Raw genomic sequence first — 20,850 nt, 5'->3', positions numbered from 1 at the left:
CGGTGACCTGAAACGAGGGCTTATGCGCAGACGCAAACCCAGCGACACCAACCCCGCCCTGACGCGCGCCTTGCGCGGCACACTTGCAGGGCTGTGGGCAGAGCGGCTGGCACGCGCCTTCTGGCCTTTCACGACGATCCTGTTGTTCGGGATCGCGGCGCTTGGGTTCGGGGTGCAGGACGTTTTGCCGCCTGTCTGGACCTTGTCCGCGGTTCTGGGCGCGGCGGTGGCGCTGGTGGTGGCCTTTGGTCTGGGCTTCTGGCGCTTGCGCATCCCCACCCGGTCCGAGGCGGCAGACAGGTTAGATGCCTCCATGCCCGGTCGGCCTATCAGCACCTTGGCAGATGAGCAGGCGATTGGCGCGCAGGACATGGCCTCTCGCCGCGTCTGGGCTGCGCATCTGGCGCGGATGCAGGCGCGGCTGTTGCATGCGCGCGCGGTCAGGGGTGATACGCGTCTGGCGCGATTCGACCGCTTTGGCCTGCGCTATGTGGCGCTGACGGGCTTTGTGGTGGCGCTGCTGTTCGGCGCACCTTCGCGCGTGTCGGAATTGCCTGAAATCGCGCAGCTCCCGGGCCGTGCCGAAGCCGTGGCGCTTGGCCCGTCATGGGAAGTCTGGGTGCAGCCGCCCAGCTATACGGGCCGCCCAAGCCTGTATCTGAACGAGGTGGACCGCGTGCGGCTGGACCTGCCCCAAGGCAGCCGCGTAACGGTCCGGTTTTACGGGCAGCAAGGCATTATGTCGGTGCAGGAAAGTCTGTCTGACAGGGGTGAATATGACCCGACCGACATGGCGCAGGATTTCGAGATTGAACGCTCTGGCCGCTTGACAGTGCGCGGGCCTGCGGGGCGCGATTGGGAAGTGGTGGCTTTGGTGGACCAGCCGCCAAATGTAGCACTGCGCGGCAGCGCCGAGCGGGAACGCGGCGGGCTGATGCGTCAGGATTTCAGTGCCAGCGATGATTACGGCGTCGTGGATGGCGAGGTGCGCGTTGCGCTGGACCTTGAGAATGTCGAGCGGCGCTTTGGTCTGGCAGCAGACCCCGAGCCGCGCAATGATCTGGCTTTGCCCCTGCCGATGCCCGCATCAGGGTCACGCAGCGAGATTGAAGATGCCTTCATCGAGGATTTCTCGCAGCACCCTTGGGCCAACCTGCCGGTGACGATTGCGCTGCAAGTCGAAGATGCACGCGGCCAGACTGACATGACCGAGGCCACGCAGATGGTGTTGCCGGGGCGGCGGTTCTTCGATCCGATGGCGGCGGCGGTGATCGAATTGCGCCGCGATCTGCTATGGACGCGCGAGAATGCACACCGCGTGGCGGACCTGATGAAAGCCATCGGGCATAGGCCGCAAGAGGCTTTCCGCTCGGTCGAGGGGCGGATCCGCTTTGTCGAGGCGCGCGACATGCTGCTGGCCAGTCTGGATCAGGGCCGCATGGATGACGCTTTGCGCGACGAGTTGTCAGAGAAGATGTGGGATCTGGCGGTGTTGCTGGAAGAAGGCGAGTTGGCAGATGCCCGCGAACGTCTGCGCCGCGCACAGGAAATGCTGGATGAAGCCGTGCGCAACGGCGCCGACCCCGCCGAGATTGCCGAATTGATGGAAGAATTGCGCGAAGCGATGCGCGATTACATGCGCCAGCTTGCCGAACAGCCGCGCGAACGGGGCGAGCCGCCGATGGATGACGAGAGCATGGAGATTACCCAAGACCAGATTCAGGAGTTGCTGGACCGGATTCAGGAGCTGATGGAAGAAGGCCGCATGGACGAGGCGGCAGAGCTTCTGGCGCAGTTGAATGCGCTGCTGGAGAATTTGCAGGTGGCCGAAGGGCAGGGCGGCGAAGGCATGCCCGGCGATCAGGCGATGGAAGGTCTGGGCGAGACGCTGCGCGAGCAGCAGAACCTGTCCGACGACACGTTCAACGAATTGCAGGATGAATTCCGCAATGGTGAAGAGCGTGGCGATGGCGAACAGGGAGAAGGCGAGGGCGAGGGCCAAGGACGTGCGCTTGGCGAGCGGCAGCGCGGTCTGGCTGACCAGTTGCGCGACCAGCAACTGCAACCCCTGCCCGGCGAGGGCACCCCCGAAGGCGATGCCGCGCTAGAGGCGCTGGAGCGTGCGCAGCGCGCGATGGAAGACGCAGCCGAGGCGCTGGAGAATGGCGAGACGGGCGAGGCGCTAAGCCGTCAGGCCGATGCCATGGAAGCCATGCGCGACGGGATGCGCGCCATGAACGAGGCCCGCGCGCAAGACCAGCGCGAGCAGCAGGGCGATCAGGCCGGCAGCGAGCGGGGCGGCGATGGCACCAGCCGCGACCCGCTGGGGCGCGACCGCAATCAGGGCGGCGAAGTGGGCACTGATGACAACCTGTTGCAGGGCGAAGATGTCTATCGCCGCGCACAGGATTTGCTGGAAGAATTGCGCCGCCGTTCTGCCGAACTGGACCGCCCCGAGGCCGAGTTGGATTACCTGCGCCGGTTGCTGGACCGCTTCTGAACGCGCCCGCTTTGGGGCTTTATATATCCAGCCTGCCCCTGCGCGGGTTCCAAGCGTCACGCCCACCCACCCACCCTTGCGCGCCGCTTGGAACCCGCGCAGGGGCAGGGCACGAAAAAAGCCCTGCCGGATTGGCAGGGCTTTTGAATAGTCCGGTTGTGGCGGCGAAGATCAGTTCTTCGCGTAGAATTCGACCACAAGGTTTGGTTCCATCTGAACCGGATAGGGAACGTCGCCCAAGGATGGTGTGCGCACAAACGTGGCGGTCATCTTGGAGTGGTCGACTTCCATGTAATCAGGCACATCACGCTCTGCCAGACCAACAGCTTCCAGCACGATGGCCAGTTGCTTGGACTTGTCGCGGATTGCGATGACATCGCCTTCCTTGACGCGGTAGCTGGGGATGTTGACGCGCGCGCCATTCACAGTGACATGGCCGTGGTTCACGAACTGGCGGGCCGCAAACACTGTTGGCACAAATTTCGCGCGGTAGATCACGGCATCAAGGCGGCGCTCCAGCAGGCCGATCAGGTTTTCGCCTGTATCACCCTTGACGCGCTCTGCCTCGGCATAGATGCGGCGGAACTGCTTTTCGGTCAGATCGCCGTAATAGCCCTTCAGCTTTTGCTTGGCGCGCAGCTGGGTGCCGAAATCCGACAATTTGCCCTTGCGGCGCTGGCCGTGCTGGCCGGGGCCATATTCGCGGCGGTTCACAGGGCTTTTCGGACGGCCCCAGATGTTTTCGCCCATACGGCGGTCGAGTTTGTACTTGGCAGACGTGCGTTTGGTCACGGCTGATCTCCTTCGGTTGCAGCCCCTGATGGGGCGATATGAAGGGCGTTGTCCTCTCCCGCTTGTGGCGGGCGACAGGCTGCCTTTTGCAAGGGCCCCCAACACCAATAAAATCAGGGCGCAGATGCGCCACAGATTGCGCGCTTATACAGATGGCGCGGGTGGTGTCAATGCGGGTCGCGCGCCCTTCAGGCGGCCAGAAGTGCGGCCTCGCCGGTTTGCAGGCAGCGCCGCGCGGGTGGGCCATAGCTGTCGGGGGTTGCAACCCATGCGGGGCAGAGCTGCCGCAAGGCGTGTTTATGCTCGCGCAGGGTCTGCGCGGGGGCCAGTGCTGGGTGAAAACTCTCGGTCGGCACACCATTGGCGAAAAGGATCTGATGCGCCTCTAGCAGCAGGTGCATATAGACGACCCCATGCAATGCGGGGTCTTGTGTGATCGTGGTATAATTCACCATGTCACCTGCCCTGACAAGCACCTCGTCGCAGCCGAACAGGGCGCGCGCCTTGGGGCCGCTGACAATAATCCGGTGCGCGGGCGAGACATACAGGTCTTCATCCGGCAGGCCATCCCCCACAGCCCCGCACCGCAGCCGGACGGGGCGCAGATGCGGGTTCCGGCGCAGCGCAAGGCCCGACAGATTGCTCTGGCCCAGCCAAAGCACGGGTTGCGGGCCATTGTCGCGCGTCAAGACCTTGTCACCCGCGCGCAGCTGCGCCACGGGTTTCGGCCCTTGTGGCGTTGCAATCAGCGTATGAGAGGCAAAGCAGATCACATCTTGCGCAAATGCCTGTGGCCCCTTCGGGGCGGGCGTGTGATGTGTGATCCAGCACAGTTTGCCCTGTGGCGGGATTGGTCCGTCAAACACGACCAGTGTTTTCTGTCCGGCCTGCGCAACCTGTGCGCTATAGGCCAGTGTTCCATCTGTCAGAATAAAGCCGCCCGCAGGCAGCACCGACATTTCTGTGGCGGTTTGCGGACGGGGCACAGTGCCGGTAAGCCTATGTGCAATCACCCGCGCATGCGCGCGAATATCGCGCTGCCCGATGGGGCGAAACAGGGGCAAAACCGAAGAATTTGCATCAAGGCGGGTGGCAGTGCCGGTCCATTGCCAACTGGCCCCGATGCGCAGCCATGACGGGTCTATGCCTGCCATGCCGTCGATTTGCGTCGCGTCCCATTCAATAGCGAACACGCCGCCATGCGGTGAAGCTGTTGTCATGCCTGCCTCTTACATGCTGCTATTTTATGCAGCTTACAGTGCAGAGGTTATCAAGAATTCAGGATAAAAACCAGAAATTTAATCTGTGCCGGGGCGCTGCGTGGCTGATGCGCGCTTAGGGCAGCCCATGTGCCATGGCGGCCATGACAGCTTGGGTGCGGTTATTGACACCCAACCTGCGGCACAATGTTTTGACATGCAGCTTGATGGTTGGCTCGCTCAGGCCCAGATCGCGGCCAATTTCCTTGTTGGTTTTGCCATCGCACAGCGCTTGCAGAACCTCGCTTTCGCGCGATGTCAGTTGAGGCCGCTCGGACAGGTGCGGGATGCTGCCAGAGATCAGATCGGGTGCAGGGTCGCCCTCGGTCAGGAAATCGACAGGGATAAAGCGTTCGCCCAGTGCCATGAAGCGGATCGCATTCAACAGCGATGCCGCCGTCATGGATTTGTGCAAAAACCCGCGCACCCCCATGGTGAATGCGCGTTCCACCATCGCCCGCGACGCCACACCGGAAATCAGCGCGACGGGCGGTGCATCGGGCGTCTCGAGGATCAGCTTCAATCCCCCCAATGCGCACATGCCGGGCATGCTGTAATCCAGCAAGATCAGGTCGAACGGGGCCGATGACTCCATAATCTGCGAAACTTCACAAATGTCGCCTGCGGTTACGATTTCAATATCTTTCTCGCGCTCCAGAAAGGTGCAGAGCGTATCGCGTAACAGCTGGTGATCGTCTGCAATCAGAAGTCGCATGACATACCCTTGACCTTGCCCGTCTTAATGTCGTCGCAGCGTTGCGTCGTGAAGGAGTGTTACCAGCGCCGAAGCCGAAAACGGCTTTTGCAGAAGCGTGATATTTTCGTTTTGCATGCCATGCGTTGCGAAATGCAATTTTTTATCTGTGGTTGTCAAGATGATTGGGCAGTTCAAATCTGCATGATCCGTCAGCTTTGCAAGTGGTCCGGGCGCTCCATTTCCATTTATGACAATGACATCGCAAAAGTTCGGGTCTTCCATCAGCGCTTCGATTGCATCTTCGGGGCAAGGGCAACTGACAACTTCTGCGCCATTTCTGGACAGGACATGTGACATTTCTATCAAGCCCGCTTCTTGATGGTCTACCAGCAAAACACTCAACCCTTTCAAGGACAAGGCTTGCGCGCTTTCAGAAAGTTCTGACTGCGCGGCCGTGTCCGGTGCCGCGATTGGCCAGAAAATCTGCATGCAGGTTCCTTTGCCCTGCTCTGACTGAATGCGCAGGGCGGCTTTGTTCTCAAGCAAGATGCGGGACACGATACTCATGCCCAAGCCGGTGCCGTTTTCCCCTTTGGTCGTAAAATATGGATCAAACATTTTTGTTCTTGAATCTTCGCAAAGGCCAATACCTGTGTCACAAATGTCCACTTGGACATAACGCGACTGGGTCGAGATTGTTCCCACATCAAGCGAAAAATTATTCGCCACTGGCGGGGCTTGGCGAACGTGCACAGTGATCTGTGGGTTTGTGTCTGTGCCATCTTGCAGTGCGTCGCGCGCATTGATCAGCAGGTTCACCAAGGCTTGCATAAGTTCTGTTCGATCACAGACAATGTCGATCGGGGTGTCTGGCAGGTCCAGTGTGAGGACGGCATCGCCGCCCAAACTGGGCGAGATCAGCTCTGCCGCCTGTTTCACAATCGGGCATATGTCCGTGACACTGTATGCGACGCTGCGCTTGCCAAGTTTGCTCATGGTTTTTGCCAGCGACAGCACTTGCGTTGTCGCCGCCTCCATCCGGGCAAGGTTTTCATCCGAGGCGTCGCCGATCTGCGGTTTCAGGGCTTCTATGGCATGCAGGTTCACGGCCATATAATTGAAAATGTCATGCGCCAGACCGCCCGCAAGCTGTGCCATCTGTTGGCGGCTTTGCGCGATTTGAAGTTGCTCTCGCAGCAGGGCATTGTGTTTCTCAGTAGCTTTGCGCGCTGTCGTCTCGCGCCCGATTGTCAAGAAACTGCCATCATCCTGCACCCAGATCGCAACGTCGAAATATCGATCCGGCGCGCCCTGTTGCGGCATGGCAATTTCGCCGTTCCATTGCCCTTGGGCATATAGCACAGGCAAGATTTCTGAAAATCTGTCATTCACAGTGGGCGGGTTGACGTCATTCCATGTCAACCCTTCGATCGGGGCGTCGGCCGGAATGTTCAGAATGCGCCGCAGCGCGGGGTTCATATAGGTGAAATGCCCGTCAGGCTGGCTGATGGAAATTGTATCTTCCGACATTTCCATGGTGTTTGTCCGTTCGCGCAAGGCGCGCGATTCAGACAGTTTGTGCAAGCTTATGTCGCTGGCAACCACCAGATACCCTTCAAGCTCGCCATCGGACTCGTGCAGGGGTTGGACAGTCAGATCAACCCAATATGGCAGGCCATTCCAGCTTTTTGCGGCCACGTCCTTTTTGAAATAATCGGTCAGGGTAAGCACATCATACAAATCATGACTTGAGTTATCGGTGCCCTGCTCCAGGCGCAGCACATCTCTGGGGTGGCGGCCAAGCGCGTCTTCAAGGGAAATGCCCGTTCTGGAAACAGCGGCAGGATTCATCCATGTAAGGCGACGGTTTTCATCTGTCAGCATAACCAGATTGCTGGACAGGTCAGCAGCCCGCGCCAGAAGCCGTGTGCGATGTGTCTGATGATAGGTTGCGGTTATGTCGCGGATGACAAAAAGATAGCCTTGCAAGTGAGCGGGTTTTGCCTTGCGGCGGCGTGTGGCATGCAACGCAAAGCGCCGGCGCTGGCCGTTGATTGTGATCGAATAGTCATGTGTTTCGGACCTGCCATTCGCATCGACCTGCGCCATTGCAAGGCGCGCAATGCGGGCCACATGTGGGGGCAAAAATGCTTCTGGCGGAAGGCCAATAACCTCGACCGGATTCAGTGCAAGGATCAGGGGCGGGCGTTGGTGAAACCCTATAACGACGCCGTTGCGGTCAGCCTTGATCAGCAGTTCTGGTAGCGCCCTGACATAGGTTGACACCCTGTCTTGGACGGTTTTCAACTCGGCGCTCAGGGCGGTGCGCTGCTTGTCGCTGCATTGCAAGTCCAGCGCCGCGCCAAGGCTTGCGGCAAAGCTGCGCAGAAGGGCCCCGTCGCGCGCGTCCAAAACGCGCGGCGCCTTGCAGTAATCCAGTGCGACAAAACCCGCAATATCGTCTGCCGACCAGATCGGCGCTGCGACCAGTGACTTTATTTCTTGCTCGACAAGCATTTTGTGCATGTCACAGCCCGCTGGAACAGAGGCGATATCGCTAAGCAAAAGCACCCCGTCGCGGCGAAAGGCGGCCCAGAATGCCTCGCCCGCGTAATAGGGCGTTTCCTTCAACCCTTGCTGCATGGGCTTTATCCCCGGTGCCAGCCATTCATGCGTATTCTCGACAAAAACCATGTCCTTTATCCGGAACAAAACAGCCCTGTCCGCACCATGGGCCTGCCCGATCATCGCAAGGGCCGTGTCGATGTCTTTGTTCAGTCTGGCAGGGGTGCTGCGTTGCAGGAAGGTTTGCGCATCGGCCAGCGCGAGATAGGGGTCGGATATCTGCGGAACCGCAGCGGCGCTATTTGGAGAAGTGTAATGCAAGCCCATTTGTATATCCTGTTTCAAAGGTTCACCCTCGATACCGAAATTCGCGTTGCAGCGTTGAAAAATTCGGTATCAGGCCGTTGACGAAAAAATCATGGCGAAAGCACAAAGCGTAGTCTGGTTTTCCGGGCGCTGACCCTCTATTTTGCCCGCTGAAATATAGATAAGGGGTTGCGCCGTGGACGACAAGCACGATGGACGCATGACAAAGGAAGGAATCCGCCTGCACGAGCGTGCGGATTTCGCAGGCATGCACAAAGCGGGTCGCTTGGCGGCGATTATCCTTGATGAGATCACAGACCACGTCTACCCCGGCCAGACCACAGCAGAGATTGACCGGATCATCACGGAAAAGGTCATGGCCGCTGGCGCGGAATCGGCCACCATCGGGTATCGCGGGTATCAGCATGCCAGTTGCATTTCGGTCAACCATGTCGTGTGTCATGGCATACCTGGCCCTAAAGTTCTGAAATCCGGCGATATTCTGAATATAGATGTAACTGTGATTGTCGATGGCTGGTTCGGTGACACCTCGCGCATGTATGTTGCGGGCGAATTACCACGCAAGGCAGAGCGGTTGATTCAAGTAACCTATGATTCGCTTATGCTGGGAATAGAGGCCGCGCGCCCCGGCAATACATTCGGCGATATTGGCCACGCAATTCAAAGCTATGTCGAAAGCCAGCGCATGTCGGTTGTGCGCGATTTTTGTGGCCATGGTCTGGGCAGGGTTTTCCATGCGCCGCCGAATGTTTTGCATTACGGGCGCGCGGGGCAGGGGCCAAGGCTGGAAGAGGGAATGTTCTTTACAATAGAACCGATGGTCAATCTTGGACGGCCTGAAACCAAGGTTTTGGGCGATGACTGGACAGCGGTTACGCGTGATAAATCACTTTCAGCCCAATTCGAGCATTCGATTGGCGTCACCGCTGACGGGTGCGAGATATTTACAAGCTCTCCGGCGGGCCGGTTTCATCCGACATGGGCTTGACCGGCCCTTGCCATTCGCTGGTGGCTTTGGTGTCTGCATGGGCGTGATGCATTTCTAGCGTGGCGTTCAAAACCGCGCCCAGCAGGACCGCATAGGCCGAAATATAAAACCACATCAGCAAAGCCACAACCGCGCCGATAGAGCCGTAAATTTCGTTATAATTCCCGAAATTGCTTAGGTAATACGAAAACCCGGCAGAAGCGCTGACCCATAGCGCCATTGCCATGACAAGCCCGGGCCGCAATACTGCATATGATTTGTCATTGCGGTTTGGGCCGATGCGGTAAAACACCCAAATCCAGAGGGCGACCAGCCCCAGAGAAACAAACCACCGCGTAACCTCGACCATTAGTCCCTGAATGCCGATTATCGGGAAAAAGGCGAATAATACGGGCAGAATCAGAATAGACAGCAGCGCGACGACGCCCACAATCAGCATTCCGAAGGTAATCACCGCCACCCGCAGCGCATGCGACAGCCCCGACCGGCGCGGTGTGCCGTGAATGGCACACAGCCCGATCAGCATTGCATCTACCCCCCTGCGCGCCAGAAACAGCGCCACCAGAATGGAAATTGCACTGGTCCAGCCCAACACGCCTTCATTTGCCCAGACCAGCCGCGTGATCTGATTGCTCATCAGTGTAAAGGCGGCAGGGGGAACCAGATCTTGCAGCAGGGACAGCTGGTCCTGAATCATCAGCGGGTCAGCAAAGAAACCGAAAACCGAAACCAGCGCCGCAATTCCGGGAAACACGGCCAGAAGCGCAAAAAAGGCCACCCCCGCAGAGAGCAGCCCGATATTGCGCGCATTCATCGCGGTATACATATCCATCAAAAAACGGAATGATGAATGCAAAGAAGGCATTCGCTTGATCAAATACTCATATCTTCAAGCGTCTTGCCAGATTCCAACTCTGCAATGATCCAGCGTGGTTTGCGCCCGCGTCCGGTCCATGTTTGTGAAGGATCACTTGGATTAGCATATTTCGGTGCCACCGCCGCGCGGGTTGCTTTCGGGGCTTTTCCGAACAGCTGGTCAATTGTAAACCCGTGCTGGCGGACAACAGCATCCGCTTCGGCAAGGGCCTTCTTGCGCGCGCGTTCTTCAAAAGACTCAATTGCTTTCGCAACATCTTTTTGCAGTTTCTTTAATTCATCCAGTGACAGTGTACTCACATCGGTCATGTTAACCCTCGTATGCTACAGTGAATTCAGACACCACACCATATCAGGTAAGTGCACAAGTGACAAAATCAAAATTTTTGGGCTACATTCTAAAAATTAAGGAATGGAATTAGCAAAAATCCGATCAAAATCATTTTACATTTGTGAAAATACACGGGCTACCGCGTGATGTAAGTGAAACCATATGAGCGCTGCATGTGTTGGTCGTGCTTTTATCAGGCGGCAGGTGCGAATCGCCCGAGTTTTATTTTTTCCATTTCAGCTACAGTTTGTTTCCGCCCTGTAATGCCCAAGGCAAAGCCCGCGCACCCGTTTTTGTGCCCTTGGGCGTGGCTTCGCTGCGCTGGGCGCAGTTTGCCCCAAGGAAATGGCGCGATATTCTTTCTTTTCCCTGCGCTGTGGTCTATCTCTCGGCTCTGACCGCTCTAGCACCGGACCTGCGCATGACCCGCACTGACAACCCTGCCGACCCTTTCAAGAAGGCACTCTCCGAGGCCGCGCGCACCATGGCGGATGCGCGTGATCTGACAGTGACTTATTCTGTCGATCCCCCCGGTATGAGCGGGGACGCCATGCGCCTGCCGCAGGTCACCCGCCGCATGACCCGCGACGAGGTGCTGCTGGCGCGGGGCACTGCCGATACGCTTGCGCTGCGGCACCGCTACCATAACGATGCCCTGCATGCCCGCTACATGCCCCAAGGCCAGATGGCGCGCGACCTGTATCAGGCGATGGAAGAGGCCCGCTGCGAGGCCGTGGGCGCGCGCCATATGCCCGGCACCTCCAAGAATATTGACGCGCGCATCGCGCATGAAGCCACGCGCAAGGGCTACAGCCAGATCCGCGACCGGCAGGATGCGCCCTTGTCCGTGGCTGCGTCCTATATGATCCGCCAATTGGCAACGGGCCGCGAGCTGCCTGAAGGCGCCAGCCATGTGCTGGACCTGTGGCGCGGTTTTATCGAGGAACGCGCGGGCGGCACGCTGGAGGGTCTGGAAAAGGTGCTGGCCGATCAGGGTGCTTTCGCACGGTTTGCCCGCAAGATGATCGACGATTTGGGCTATGGCGACCAGCTTGGCGAAGACCCTGATCAGACCGGCGATGAGGACGAGGCCAGCGAGGACGACGCAGAAGAGCAGACAGAAGACCCCGAAAACCCCGACAGCCAAGGGCAGGATGACCAGTCAGACGAAGACAGCGACGAAGATAGCCCCGCGCAGGACAGCGCGCAGGCCGATGTCGCCCTCGACACTGATTCGGAAGACGAGATGTCCGACGAGGCCCAGATGCCAGAGGCCGACGCCCCGCTGGACCCGCCCGCGCCGCCCCCCCACTCGGACGCCAGCGCAGATTACAAAGTGTTCAGCACCGCTTTTGATGAAGAAGTGCGCGCCGAAGATCTGGCCGAACCGGCGGAACTGGAACGCTTGCGCGCCTATCTTGACCAGCAGCTTGACCCGCTGAAAGGGGCTGTGTCGCGTTTGGCAAATAAATTGCAGCGCCGCCTGCAAGCGCAGCAAAACCGCTCTTGGTTGTTCGATCTGGAAGAGGGGATTCTGGACGCAGGCCGCCTTGCGCGCGTGGTGGCCAACCCCACCACGCCGCTGTCATTCAAACAGGAAAAGGACACCGAATTCCGCGACACAGTGGTGACGCTGCTTCTGGACAATTCCGGCTCCATGCGCGGGCGGCCCATTTCAATTGCCGCGATCTGCGCAGATGTTCTGGCCCGCACGCTGGAACGCTGCAACGTCAAGGTCGAGATTTTGGGCTTCACCACCCGCGCATGGAAGGGCGGGCAATCGCGCGAACGCTGGCTGCAAGAGGGGCGCAGCCTGCAACCGGGCCGCCTGAATGACTTGCGCCATATCATCTATAAACAGGCCGATGCGCCATGGCGGCGCGTGCGCCCCAATCTGGGCCTGATGATGAAAGAAGGGTTGCTGAAAGAAAACATCGACGGCGAGGCGCTGGAATGGGCGCATCGGCGTATGATGGCCCGGCCAGAGGCGCGGCGCATTCTGATGGTCATCTCTGACGGTGCACCGGTGGACGATTCAACCCTGTCGGTGAATGCTGCCAATTACCTTGAAAAACACCTGCGCGATGTGATCGCCATGGTGGAGCGGCGCAAGGCTGTGGAATTGCTGGCCATCGGCATTGGCCATGATGTCACGCGCTATTACCAGCGCGCGGTCACAATCACGGATGTCGAGCAACTGGCGGGTGCCATGACAGAACAACTGGCGGCCTTGTTCGACAAAGACCCCCGCGCGCGTGCGCGCTTCAGGGGGATCAACCGCGCGAAGTGACCTTTCAGCGCGGTTGGTCCTTGAGTTTGGCAAACAGCACCCGCCCCATGATGCGGGTCATCATGGCAGGCGCAAGGCGGCCCAGAAGGGCCGCCAGCTTCGCGCCAGCCCCCGGCACCAGCACAAAACGCGCGCGCGGCGCATCCAGCACCATCTGCGCCACGGTCTGTGGCGCGATGCGCCGGTCTGCGCGCGCGCCTTTCGGGGCGTAGCGGGTGGCGTGGGGCGTGTCCATCGGGCCGGGGCATAGCAGCTGCACCGCCACGCCCGCGCGCCGCATGGGTCTGCGCAAGGACCGCGCAAAGGCCGCCAGCCCGTCTTTGCTGGCCCCGTAGCTGGCTGCCCCCGGATATCCGGTGAAGCATGACAGCGACGCCACAAAGACCAGCCGTCCCCCCTGTGCCAGCGCGCCGCGCTGCTGCAAGATCAGGCAAAGCCGCATCGGCGCATGCAGGTTGATGCGGCTGACCTGTTGGTGGGCATGGGCGCTGATGGTCTCGAAAGGGCCGGTCGCGCTTATCCCCGCGCAAAGGACCGTCAGATCGAACGGGTCTTGCTGTGCGATTGCATCTGCAATTCTGTCCCATAAGGCAGGGTCCGTGTCGGACAGATCATGTTGCAGCCATGTTACCGTGTCGGGCAGGTTGGGCGGGCGCGCATCTATATCAATCACGCAAACACTGTCGCCCCGCGCAATGCAGGCACGCAACAGTGCTGCCCCCAGCCCGCTGGCCGCCCCTGTCAGCAAGACATTCATCGCCCAGCCCCCCCCGCCAGTTTGCGCCACAGCATATGGCCGCCCACTTGCGCGAATGAGACAACCTGTCTGTCTGGCCCGCGCGTGCTGTTCAGCCGGTCCAGCAGTGTCATGGCCACCGCGCGCGGTGACAGGAACAGGCTGTCTATCATATCGCGCGGGCGGCCCGCGCGCTCTGACATGCCGGTTGCAACGGGGCCGGGGTGCAGCACTCGCACCCGCACTGTACCGCGCCATTCTTCCGCCAAGGCACGCCCGAACCCGTCCAGTGCGCCCTTGCTGGCGGCATAAACCGGCATTCCCGCCGCCCCCTTATGCGCGACAGAGCCGATCAACCCAAGCGTGCCGCCTTGCAATTTGGGGTGTAGCGCTTGGGCAAGCTGCACATTCGCATCGAAATTGATCTGAAGCACCTCTGCCATCTCGGCGGCGGTTTCATCCGATAGCGGGCGATAGCGCCCTGCGCCTGCATTCAGAATGGCAAGGGGCAGGGGGCCTGCCACCTGCCGCGCGCACCACGCGGCAATGCGCGGCGCTGCATCCGCCTGCGTCAGATCGACCGGAAGATAGGCGCAATCGGGGAAATCCGCTGGCAACTCTGCATGCGGCCTGCGGCCCGTGCCCAGTACCTGATAGCCGCGCGCAACAAGTTCCTGCGCCAATGCCAGCCCCAAACCATGCGAGGCCCCTGTCAGCAGGCAAATTTTCCCTGAACCCGTCATCACACCCCTGATCCACAAATGGCCGCCTGTTCCGTCGGTCTGCACATCTTGTTCAAGATGTGACAAACGCAGGCAAGGTCAATCTGGCCGCAATCGCACGATCTGCGCGGCAAGCAGGCTTGATGGCGCAGGATTCTGCACCATAATCACCCCATGTTCATTCTTTGCCCCGATACTGTCGCCAACCGCACCGCACTGGATATCCGCTGGTTGCCACGGCGGTTTCTGGGGCGCACCATTTTATGGCCCCGTCAGGGCGGCTGGCGGCTGTGGCTGCGTGTTGTGTTCGAAACCGAGGTGTTGCGCTATGCGCTGGCATTGCTGCCTTTTGTTGTGGCCGCGCTGGTCTGGCAGGACTATGCCATCATCATCGCAAAAGCGCCGATCCTGATGCTGATTGTGATTTATCTGGTCGAGGCCCGCTTGCTGCGTGCGACGCCTGCGCAACGCGCGGCGCTGGTGTCTGACGCGCAGGCCGATAGCGGGCTGGATATGCTGCGCGCGCGTGCCCGCGCGATCCTGACCAAGATTGCGGCGGGGCGCGGGTTGCAGTCGGGCTGCCTGCATCTGGTGATCGAGCAATCCGATCTGCTAAGGGTCGCGCCCTTGTCGCTGGTTTCGGTGCAATCGGATGAGGGGCCAGAGTTGTTGGCGCTGGATGCGGGAGAGCGCGCGTTGATTGCAGACATGCTATTTGCGCCACCTCTGACCGAGCGGCAGTTGCAACGCATCGGGCTGGCCCGCAAGATTGAAATCCATGATCTGACGTTTGAGCCTGTGCAAGTGTCGGCCCATGCGCGCATGGCTGCGCTGATGGCCGCGCGCTCAGCGGGCGAGTGACAGGACATGCCCAAAGGGCATGGCACGGGGCTGCAAATCGGGGCTGGCCCAGATGACAGGGCAGGCGGGGCGCTTGCCACCCGTGGGGCCATCGAGGTCGCTTAGCACGACCAGAACCGAGGCACCCAGCGCGCTGGCGCGTGCCAGAACAGGGCGGAAATCGGTGCCGCCGCCTTCGGGCAGCTCCAGCGTGGCAAGGGTTTGGCGCCAGTTTGCAGGGTCCAGCGTGATCTCGTGGCGTATCTCCTCGTCAAACACCAGCAGCGTCACGCGTGCTGTCATGCGCCGCGCAATGCCGCTGGCCTCTGCCACAAGGCGGCGCAGCATATCTGTCGGGATCGAGCCAGAGCAATCCAGTGCCACCGCAATTGCAGGGCTGGCTTGGGGGGCTTGCAGGCGGGGTTGCCATGCGGGCAGGGCCGCGCCGGACCCCACCGCCAGCCCCGCCTGCGCCAGCCAGCGGCGCGATGGGCGCGCGGTGCTGGGGGCGGGGCGTTGCAGTGTGGCGCGCAGCAGCAGGCGGCGCAGCACCAATTCCCACGGGGTGTGTGGTTGCGGCAGGTCCGCCAACCGCAGCCCCAGCGCGCCAAGCCCCACACCGGCCATGCGCCCTGCTGCCAGTGCGCGCGCCAGATGCGCGCGCCAGTCGCCTGCATCAACTTGGTCGGGGGCTGCGCTATCTTCTGCCGCTGTGTCTGCCGCCGTGAAATCGGGCTGGAACCCTTGGTCTTGCGCATAGGCGCGCGTCAGGGCGGCACTGTCCTTGCGTGTGCTCTCGCCCCGCCCGCCGCTGGCCCCCGTTTGCACAAGGCGGTGATACAGGCGTTCCGCATCCCATTCGGCCAGCAGGGCGGTGTCTGACTTTGCGCCAATGGACTCCATCAGCCGCGACAGGGTCAGGGCAGGGCGGGGCAGTGCATGACCTGCGGCCAGAAGTGCCTCGTTTATCAGCGCATCGCAGCCGATCTGCCAGATGTCTGGCGCGAAATCCGGCCCCATGCGGTCGGCCATGGCCTGCATCCGGCCCGGATGCTGCAAGGCCACATGCAAAATGTGATGGCCCGCAACACCTGTCTGTTCATGCAAGGGCAGTGCGGCAAAACCTGCACCATAGCGGATTTCACTGCCCCAAGTTTCGGCCAGCGCCGTTCGGTCGTCATCGCGGTGCTGGCACCACAGGGCAAGCGCCGCCAAGGCGGGGTCTTGTTCGGTCAGCGCCTGCAAGGCGGCGGTTGCGCGCTGGGAGTGGCGCATCTCAGCCAAGGCCTGCCGCGTCGCGTTCGCGCGCATAGGCGGCATAGGCGTTCGAGGTGAGGAAGGTTTCCTGCCAGCCATGCTCCAACGCTTTGGCGATCAGCACTTCAAACCCGTGCGTGCCGAGTTCCGCCAGTGGCATGGCGTCAAAGGGTGCGCCGCGCAGCCTGCCCAGCCCCCGCAATTCGGCCATGATCTCGATAATCAGGGGCAAGCTGTCTGCATCTGCCCGCGCGATCAGCGCATAAACCAGCGCGGTCATTCCATGCATTGAGGCGGGGTAAAGGGCGGCGCGGTCTTTGGTATCCAACAGCGCCTCTAGCTGGACAGTGGCCGCGATATCTTCGGCGATCAGCCGGAATTCTGCCGCGACATTCTCGCCCAAGACCCCTGCAATGGCCGTGTTGCGTAAGCCGCGATCCTTGATCGTGCGCATCAATTCCGACACCCGCGCCCAAGACCGCGGTGTGCAGGCGATCATCTCGCCGCGGCGCAAGGCATCCTCGATCGTGTCAAGGCAATCGGGCCGCGTGCGGATAAAGGCAATCACCGCAGGGTCCAACGCATTGGGCACAGCATAGTTGCGCAGCCAGTCATCGGCACTGGCCCCAAGGCGCAGATGGATCAGCCGGTCTGACAGGGCGGTTCCCATTTCATAGGCGATGGCCCCATCTTCGACCATATTGCCTGCTGCAATCAGAAAGCAGCTGTCAGGCAATTTATGCGGCCCAACGCGGCGTTCTTGCAGCAACCCATAGACTGTGGGTTGCAGATGGGGGGCGGCGGCGGTCAATTCATCCAGAAATAGGACCGAAGGCGCATCGGGGTCATCTGGCAGGTCTTCGGGCCGGAACCAGACCGTGCGCTTTGCTTCAAGGTCGAAAAAGGGCAGGCCGCGCAGGTCTTGCGGCTCTATCGTGGTCAGGCGCAGGTCATAGAGTTTCGCGCCAATGTCACGGGCGAATTTCTGGACAATCTCGGTCTTGCCTATGCCGGGGCGGCCATGCAGCATCCAGCTTGCACGAAAGCCATGATCGCGCTGCGCCACCCAGCCTGCCTGCAACAGCTTCAGCGCCTGACCTGTTGCGACAGGGGGGGTGTTCACCATGATCTTCTGCGCCTTGCTTTGGGGATGCCCTGCAATATCTGGCCCAGACAGGCTGCTTGGCAAGCCCCATATGGGGCAGGCTTGGGGGGCTGTGTCAGATGTCGAGCGTGTTTTCCCGTTCCCACCGGCTGAAATGCGACACAAAGGAATTCCATTCCTGCCGCTTGAGTTTCAGGAAGGCTTGCGAGAATTCCGCGCCCATCATCTCCATAAGCGCGTCATCTGCCTCATAGGCGCGCAGCGCGTCCAACAGGTTCAGCGGCAGTTTTGGCGCGCCCTCTACCTTGTGGCCTTCAGCATACATGTCAATATCCCAGCGCTGGCCCGGATCGGCCTTGGAATGGATGCCGCTTAGCCCCGCCGCAATAATGACGGCTTGCAAAAGGTAGGGGTTGGCCGCGCCATCGGGCAGGCGCAATTCAAACCGCCCCGGCCCCGGCACGCGCACCATATGGGTGCGGTTGTTGCCTGTCCATGTGACGGAATTGGGCGCCCATGTGGCCCCTGACAGGGTGCGTGGCGCATTGATGCGCTTGTAGCTGTTCACGGTGGGGTTGGTGATCGCGGCCAAGGCGCTGGCGTGTTTCATGATCCCGCCAAGGAAGTACGCGCCCTGATCCGACAGGCCCAATTCGCGGGTTGGCCCTTCGCCTGTAGCTGTTGCAAAGGCATTCTTGCCCTTGCCCCGCCCCGGTGCATCCCAGACAGAGACATGCACATGGCAGCCATTGCCGGTCAGCCCCTCAATGGGTTTGGGCATGAATGTGGCGCGCAGCCCATGTGCTTCGGCCACGGATTTGACCATGAACTTGAAGAAACTGTGCTTGTCGGCCGTGGCAAGCGCATCGTCAAATTCCCAGTTCATTTCAAACTGGCCATTGGCGTCTTCATGGTCGGTCTGGTACGGCCCCCAGCCCAGATCAAGCATGTAATCGCAAATCTCGCGCACCACGTCATAGCGGCGCATCACGGCCTGTTGGTCATAGCAGGGCTTTTCGGCAGTATCGAACGGGTCGGAAATCTGTTTGCCATCGGGGGTGAGCAAAAAGAATTCGGCCTCGATGCCGGTTTTGACATGCAGCCCTTCTTGTGCGGCCTTGGCAATCTGGCGGCGCAGCACATTGCGCGGGGCTTGGGCCACATCCTGCCCCTCCATCACGCAATCGGCGGCGACCCATGCCACTTCGGGCTTCCATGGCAGTTGAATGACGGATGAAGGGTCTGGCACGGCCAGCATATCGGGATGCGCGGGCGTCAGGTCCAGCCATGTGGCAAAGCCCGCAAAGCCTGCGCCATCTTCCTGCATATCGGCAATGGCCTGCGCAGGCACAAGTTTCGCGCGTTGCCCGCCGAACAGGTCGGTGAAAGAGATCATAAAATACTTGACGCCGCGTTCGGCTGCGAATTGTGCAAGATCTTGTGTCATGCTGTTCTGTCCCTGTTGGTCGCGTGTTGCAGAAGCAAAAACGCGGGCCAGAACAGTGTCTGACCCGCGCGGGTTTCAGTAGCTGGTGCCGGGTTTGCCCGGATACCAATCCGTGCCGGCCAGTGGAATTTGCGCCATGGCCGCAGCCTCCATCGTCAGGGCGCACAGGTCTTCGGGTTCCAGATTGTGCAGGTGGTTATGCCCGCAGGCGCGCGCGATGGTCTGCGCTTCCAGTGTCATGACCTTCAGGTAGTTGCGCAGCCGCCGTCCGCCTTCGATCGGATCAAGGCGCGCGGCAAGATCCGGGTCTTGGGTGGTAATGCCTGCCGGGTCGCGCCCTTCGTGCCAATCGTCATAGGCCCCTGTTGTGGTTCCAAGTTTCTGATACTCGGCCTCCCATTTCGGGTCATTGTCGCCCAGTGCAATCAGGGCTGCCGTGCCAATCGCCACCGCATCCGCGCCCAAGGCCATGGCCTTGGCCACATCCGCGCCGGTGCGGATGCCGCCAGAGACGATCAACTGCACCTCGCGGTGCAGGCCAAGGTCTTGCAGGGCGCGCACGGCAGGGCGGATACAGGCCAGTGTCGGCAGGCCCACATTCTCGATGAACACATCCTGCGTGGCCGCTGTGCCGCCTTGCATGCCGTCCAGCACCACCACATCCGCGCCCGCCTTGACCGCCAGCGCCACGTCGTAATAAGGCCGCGTGCCGCCCACTTTCACATAGATCGGCGCTTGCCAGCCGGTAATTTCGCGCAACTCCAGTATCTTGATTTCCAGATCGTCCGGCCCTGTCCAGTCGGGGTGACGACAGGCAGACCGCTGGTCAATTCCTTTGGGCAGCGTGCGCATTTCGGCCACGCGGTCGGAAATTTTCTGCCCCAAAAGCATGCCGCCGCCCCCCGGTTTCGCGCCTTGGCCCACGACAATCTCAATCGCATCGGCGCGGCGCAGGTCGTCGGGGTTCATCCCGTAGCGGGACGGCAGGTATTGATAGACCAGCTTGGTGGAATGGCCGCGTTCTTCGGGCGTCATGCCCCCGTCGCCCGTGGTGGTCGAGGTGCCCGCCGCAGATGCCCCGCGCCCCAGCGCTTCTTTCGCCTGCGCCGACAGCGCGCCAAAACTCATGCCCGCAATGGTGATGGGAATGTCCAGCTCGATTGGTTTCTTGGCGAAGCGCGTGCCAAGTGTCACGCGCGTGTCGCATTTCTCGCGGTAGCCTTCCAGCGGGTAGCGGCTGATGGATGCGCCCAGAAACAGCAGATCATCGAAATGCGGCACGCGGCGCTTTGCACCACCGCCACGAATGTCGTAAATGCCCGTGGCCGCTGCCCGCCGGATTTCGGCGTTGATGGGGTTTGTAAATGTCGCGGACTGGATCGGCACGGTCTGCGGAATGCGTTTGTCGTGGTCATTCATGACGATCTATCCTTAATATGCCGCAGCATTGTCGATGTCGAAATTATACAGCTTGCGCGCTGATCCATAGCGGCGGAATTCCTCTGGCTTGGCGTCAATTCCCGCGCGTTCCAGCAACGCGCGCAAAATCTCCAGATGCTCGGGCCGCATCTCTTTCTCGATGCAATCCGCACCAAGGCTTTTGACCGACCCGCGCACGAACAGCCGCGCTTCATAGAGCGAGTCACCCAAAGCGTCGCCTGCGTCGCCGCAGACTACCAGATTGCCCGCCTGCCCCATGAAGGCCGACATATGCCCGATATTGCCCTGAACCACGATGTCGATGCCTTTCATCGAGATCCCGCAGCGTGACGCGGCATTGCCCTTGATCACCAGCAAGCCCCCGCGCCCTGTCGCGCCAGCATACTGGCTGGCATCGCCCTCGATTATGACAGTGCCCGACATCATGTTTTCCGCCACGCCCGGCCCGGCAGAGCCTGTGACATGCACTGTCGCCTGCTTGTTCATGCCTGCGCAGTAATAGCCGGTAGAGCCGCGCACAGTCACCTCTATCGGGGCATCCAACCCTACGGCGATGGCATGCGCGCCGCGCGGGTTTTCAATGCTCCATTGCGTCGCGTTGGTCTGGTCTTTTTGCGCCTGAAGCGTTGCGTTCATCTCGCGCAGAGATGTGGTTGCAAGATCAAGTGTTTGCATGGC

The 20,850-nt window shown here is 60.6% G+C and carries 18 protein-coding genes; 5 read left to right on the top strand and 13 right to left on the bottom strand.

Annotated features, from left to right (window positions below; genetic code table 11):
* Positions 1–22: 22 nt before the first annotated feature.
* Positions 23–2,500 (top strand): DUF4175 domain-containing protein, encoded by a 2,478-nt coding sequence (locus tag BG455_RS16015; protein ID WP_071471019.1) that lies wholly within the window; start codon positions 23–25, stop codon positions 2,498–2,500.
* Between the two features lie 171 nt (positions 2,501–2,671).
* Here the strand turns inward: BG455_RS16015 and rpsD are convergent, their stop codons facing one another.
* The 4 genes from rpsD to BG455_RS15995 form a co-directional block, all read right to left on the bottom strand.
* On the bottom strand, positions 2,672–3,292 hold the full coding sequence (gene rpsD / locus BG455_RS16010) for a 30S ribosomal protein S4 (RefSeq protein ID WP_071471018.1): 621 nt from the start codon (positions 3,290–3,292) through the stop codon (positions 2,672–2,674).
* Between the two features lie 188 nt (positions 3,293–3,480).
* Positions 3,481–4,512 (bottom strand): Hint domain-containing protein, encoded by a 1,032-nt coding sequence (locus tag BG455_RS16005; protein ID WP_071471017.1) that lies wholly within the window; start codon positions 4,510–4,512, stop codon positions 3,481–3,483.
* Between the two features lie 115 nt (positions 4,513–4,627).
* Positions 4,628–5,266: a response regulator transcription factor gene (locus BG455_RS16000; RefSeq protein WP_071471016.1), complete on the bottom strand. Its 639-nt coding sequence runs from the start codon at positions 5,264–5,266 to the stop codon at positions 4,628–4,630.
* 24 nt (positions 5,267–5,290) lie between these two features.
* A complete protein-coding gene (locus tag BG455_RS15995) occupies positions 5,291–7,996 on the bottom strand; it encodes a PAS domain-containing protein (RefSeq protein ID WP_245735573.1) in 2,706 nt (901 codons plus the stop codon).
* Between BG455_RS15995 and BG455_RS17620 the strand changes: the two genes are divergently transcribed.
* Positions 7,919–8,221 carry a hypothetical protein gene (locus tag BG455_RS17620; RefSeq protein WP_245735574.1) on the top strand — a complete coding sequence of 101 codons (303 nt, stop codon included), beginning with the start codon at positions 7,919–7,921 and terminating at the stop codon, positions 8,219–8,221. The two genes, BG455_RS15995 and BG455_RS17620, sit on opposite strands and share 78 nt — an antisense overlap.
* A 118-nt stretch (positions 8,222–8,339) precedes the next feature.
* The gene (gene map / locus BG455_RS15990) at positions 8,340–9,128 is read left to right on the top strand and encodes a type I methionyl aminopeptidase (protein ID WP_071471014.1); all 789 of its coding nucleotides are present in this window, start codon (positions 8,340–8,342) and stop codon (positions 9,126–9,128) included.
* On the opposite strand, the gene BG455_RS15985 is transcribed toward map, so the two are convergent.
* Together BG455_RS15985 and BG455_RS15980 are read right to left on the bottom strand one after the other, a co-directional pair.
* Positions 9,085–9,960: a YihY/virulence factor BrkB family protein gene (locus BG455_RS15985; protein WP_170124758.1), complete on the bottom strand. Its 876-nt coding sequence runs from the start codon at positions 9,958–9,960 to the stop codon at positions 9,085–9,087. The genes map and BG455_RS15985 overlap by 44 nt on opposite strands.
* Before the next feature lie 41 nt (positions 9,961–10,001).
* Positions 10,002–10,313 (bottom strand): H-NS histone family protein, encoded by a 312-nt coding sequence (locus BG455_RS15980; protein WP_071471012.1) that lies wholly within the window; start codon positions 10,311–10,313, stop codon positions 10,002–10,004.
* A gap of 443 nt (positions 10,314–10,756) precedes the next feature.
* Here BG455_RS15980 and cobT point away from each other — a divergent pair, with 443 nt between their 5' ends.
* On the top strand, positions 10,757–12,625 hold the full coding sequence (gene cobT / locus BG455_RS15975) for a cobaltochelatase subunit CobT (protein ID WP_071471103.1): 1,869 nt from the start codon (positions 10,757–10,759) through the stop codon (positions 12,623–12,625).
* Positions 12,626–12,629: 4 nt separating this feature from the next.
* On the opposite strand, the gene BG455_RS15970 is transcribed toward cobT, so the two are convergent.
* Both BG455_RS15970 and BG455_RS15965 read right to left on the bottom strand, forming a co-directional pair.
* Positions 12,630–13,382 carry an SDR family NAD(P)-dependent oxidoreductase gene (locus BG455_RS15970; protein WP_071471011.1) on the bottom strand — a complete coding sequence of 251 codons (753 nt, stop codon included), beginning with the start codon at positions 13,380–13,382 and terminating at the stop codon, positions 12,630–12,632.
* A complete protein-coding gene (locus BG455_RS15965; RefSeq protein WP_071471010.1) occupies positions 13,379–14,170 on the bottom strand; it encodes an SDR family NAD(P)-dependent oxidoreductase in 792 nt (263 codons plus the stop codon). The genes BG455_RS15970 and BG455_RS15965 overlap by 4 nt, the downstream gene beginning before the upstream one ends.
* Positions 14,171–14,257: 87 nt before the next feature.
* Between BG455_RS15965 and BG455_RS15960 the strand changes: the two genes are divergently transcribed.
* On the top strand, positions 14,258–14,944 hold the full coding sequence (locus tag BG455_RS15960; protein ID WP_071471009.1) for a hypothetical protein: 687 nt from the start codon (positions 14,258–14,260) through the stop codon (positions 14,942–14,944).
* On the opposite strand, the gene BG455_RS15955 is transcribed toward BG455_RS15960, so the two are convergent.
* From BG455_RS15955 to BG455_RS15935, 5 genes are all read right to left on the bottom strand, one after another.
* Positions 14,930–16,198 (bottom strand): vWA domain-containing protein, encoded by a 1,269-nt coding sequence (locus BG455_RS15955; RefSeq protein WP_071471102.1) that lies wholly within the window; start codon positions 16,196–16,198, stop codon positions 14,930–14,932. The genes BG455_RS15960 and BG455_RS15955 overlap by 15 nt on opposite strands.
* A gap of 1 nt (position 16,199) precedes the next feature.
* The gene (locus BG455_RS15950; RefSeq protein ID WP_071471101.1) at positions 16,200–17,309 is read right to left on the bottom strand and encodes an ATP-binding protein; all 1,110 of its coding nucleotides are present in this window, start codon (positions 17,307–17,309) and stop codon (positions 16,200–16,202) included.
* Positions 17,310–17,400: 91 nt separating this feature from the next.
* Positions 17,401–18,732 carry a type III glutamate--ammonia ligase gene (glnT, locus tag BG455_RS15945; protein WP_071471008.1) on the bottom strand — a complete coding sequence of 444 codons (1,332 nt, stop codon included), beginning with the start codon at positions 18,730–18,732 and terminating at the stop codon, positions 17,401–17,403.
* A 75-nt stretch (positions 18,733–18,807) separates the two neighbouring features.
* Positions 18,808–20,151: an FMN-binding glutamate synthase family protein gene (locus BG455_RS15940; RefSeq protein ID WP_071471007.1), complete on the bottom strand. Its 1,344-nt coding sequence runs from the start codon at positions 20,149–20,151 to the stop codon at positions 18,808–18,810.
* A gap of 12 nt (positions 20,152–20,163) precedes the next feature.
* Complete coding sequence (locus BG455_RS15935; RefSeq protein WP_071471006.1) at positions 20,164–20,847, bottom strand: GltB/FmdC/FwdC-like GXGXG domain-containing protein; 684 nt, start codon at positions 20,845–20,847, stop codon at positions 20,164–20,166.
* Positions 20,848–20,850: the final 3 nt, after the last annotated feature.

It is taken from the genome of Roseinatronobacter thiooxidans, from assembly GCF_001870675.1.
GTDB lineage: Bacteria > Pseudomonadota > Alphaproteobacteria > Rhodobacterales > Rhodobacteraceae > Roseinatronobacter > Roseinatronobacter thiooxidans.
The sequence above is the reverse complement of the archived record's forward strand: the minus strand, read 5'-3'. Positions and strand labels throughout refer to the sequence as shown.

Excerpts from the sequence above, each read along its gene's own strand:
- BG455_RS17620 (WP_245735574.1), top strand. The coding sequence starts at position 7,919 with ATGCGTATTCTCGACAAAAACCATGTCCTTTATCCGGAACAAAACAGC.
- BG455_RS16000 (WP_071471016.1), bottom strand. The coding sequence starts at position 5,266 with ATGCGACTTCTGATTGCAGACGATCACCAGCTGTTACGCGATACGCTC.
- BG455_RS15995 (WP_245735573.1), bottom strand. The coding sequence starts at position 7,996 with ATGATCGGGCAGGCCCATGGTGCGGACAGGGCTGTTTTGTTCCGGATA.
- glnT (WP_071471008.1), bottom strand. The coding sequence starts at position 18,732 with ATGACACAAGATCTTGCACAATTCGCAGCCGAACGCGGCGTCAAGTAT.
- BG455_RS15935 (WP_071471006.1), bottom strand. The coding sequence starts at position 20,847 with ATGCAAACACTTGATCTTGCAACCACATCTCTGCGCGAGATGAACGCA.
- cobT (WP_071471103.1), top strand. The coding sequence starts at position 10,757 with ATGACCCGCACTGACAACCCTGCCGACCCTTTCAAGAAGGCACTCTCC.
- BG455_RS15980 (WP_071471012.1), bottom strand. The coding sequence starts at position 10,313 with ATGACCGATGTGAGTACACTGTCACTGGATGAATTAAAGAAACTGCAA.
- BG455_RS15985 (WP_170124758.1), bottom strand. The coding sequence starts at position 9,960 with ATGGATATGTATACCGCGATGAATGCGCGCAATATCGGGCTGCTCTCT.
- BG455_RS15970 (WP_071471011.1), bottom strand. The coding sequence starts at position 13,382 with ATGAATGTCTTGCTGACAGGGGCGGCCAGCGGGCTGGGGGCAGCACTG.
- BG455_RS15955 (WP_071471102.1), bottom strand. The coding sequence starts at position 16,198 with ATGCGCCACTCCCAGCGCGCAACCGCCGCCTTGCAGGCGCTGACCGAA.
- BG455_RS16015 (WP_071471019.1), top strand. The coding sequence starts at position 23 with ATGCGCAGACGCAAACCCAGCGACACCAACCCCGCCCTGACGCGCGCC.
- BG455_RS15940 (WP_071471007.1), bottom strand. The coding sequence starts at position 20,151 with ATGAATGACCACGACAAACGCATTCCGCAGACCGTGCCGATCCAGTCC.
- map (WP_071471014.1), top strand. The coding sequence starts at position 8,340 with ATGACAAAGGAAGGAATCCGCCTGCACGAGCGTGCGGATTTCGCAGGC.
- BG455_RS15960 (WP_071471009.1), top strand. The coding sequence starts at position 14,258 with ATGTTCATTCTTTGCCCCGATACTGTCGCCAACCGCACCGCACTGGAT.
- BG455_RS16005 (WP_071471017.1), bottom strand. The coding sequence starts at position 4,512 with ATGACAACAGCTTCACCGCATGGCGGCGTGTTCGCTATTGAATGGGAC.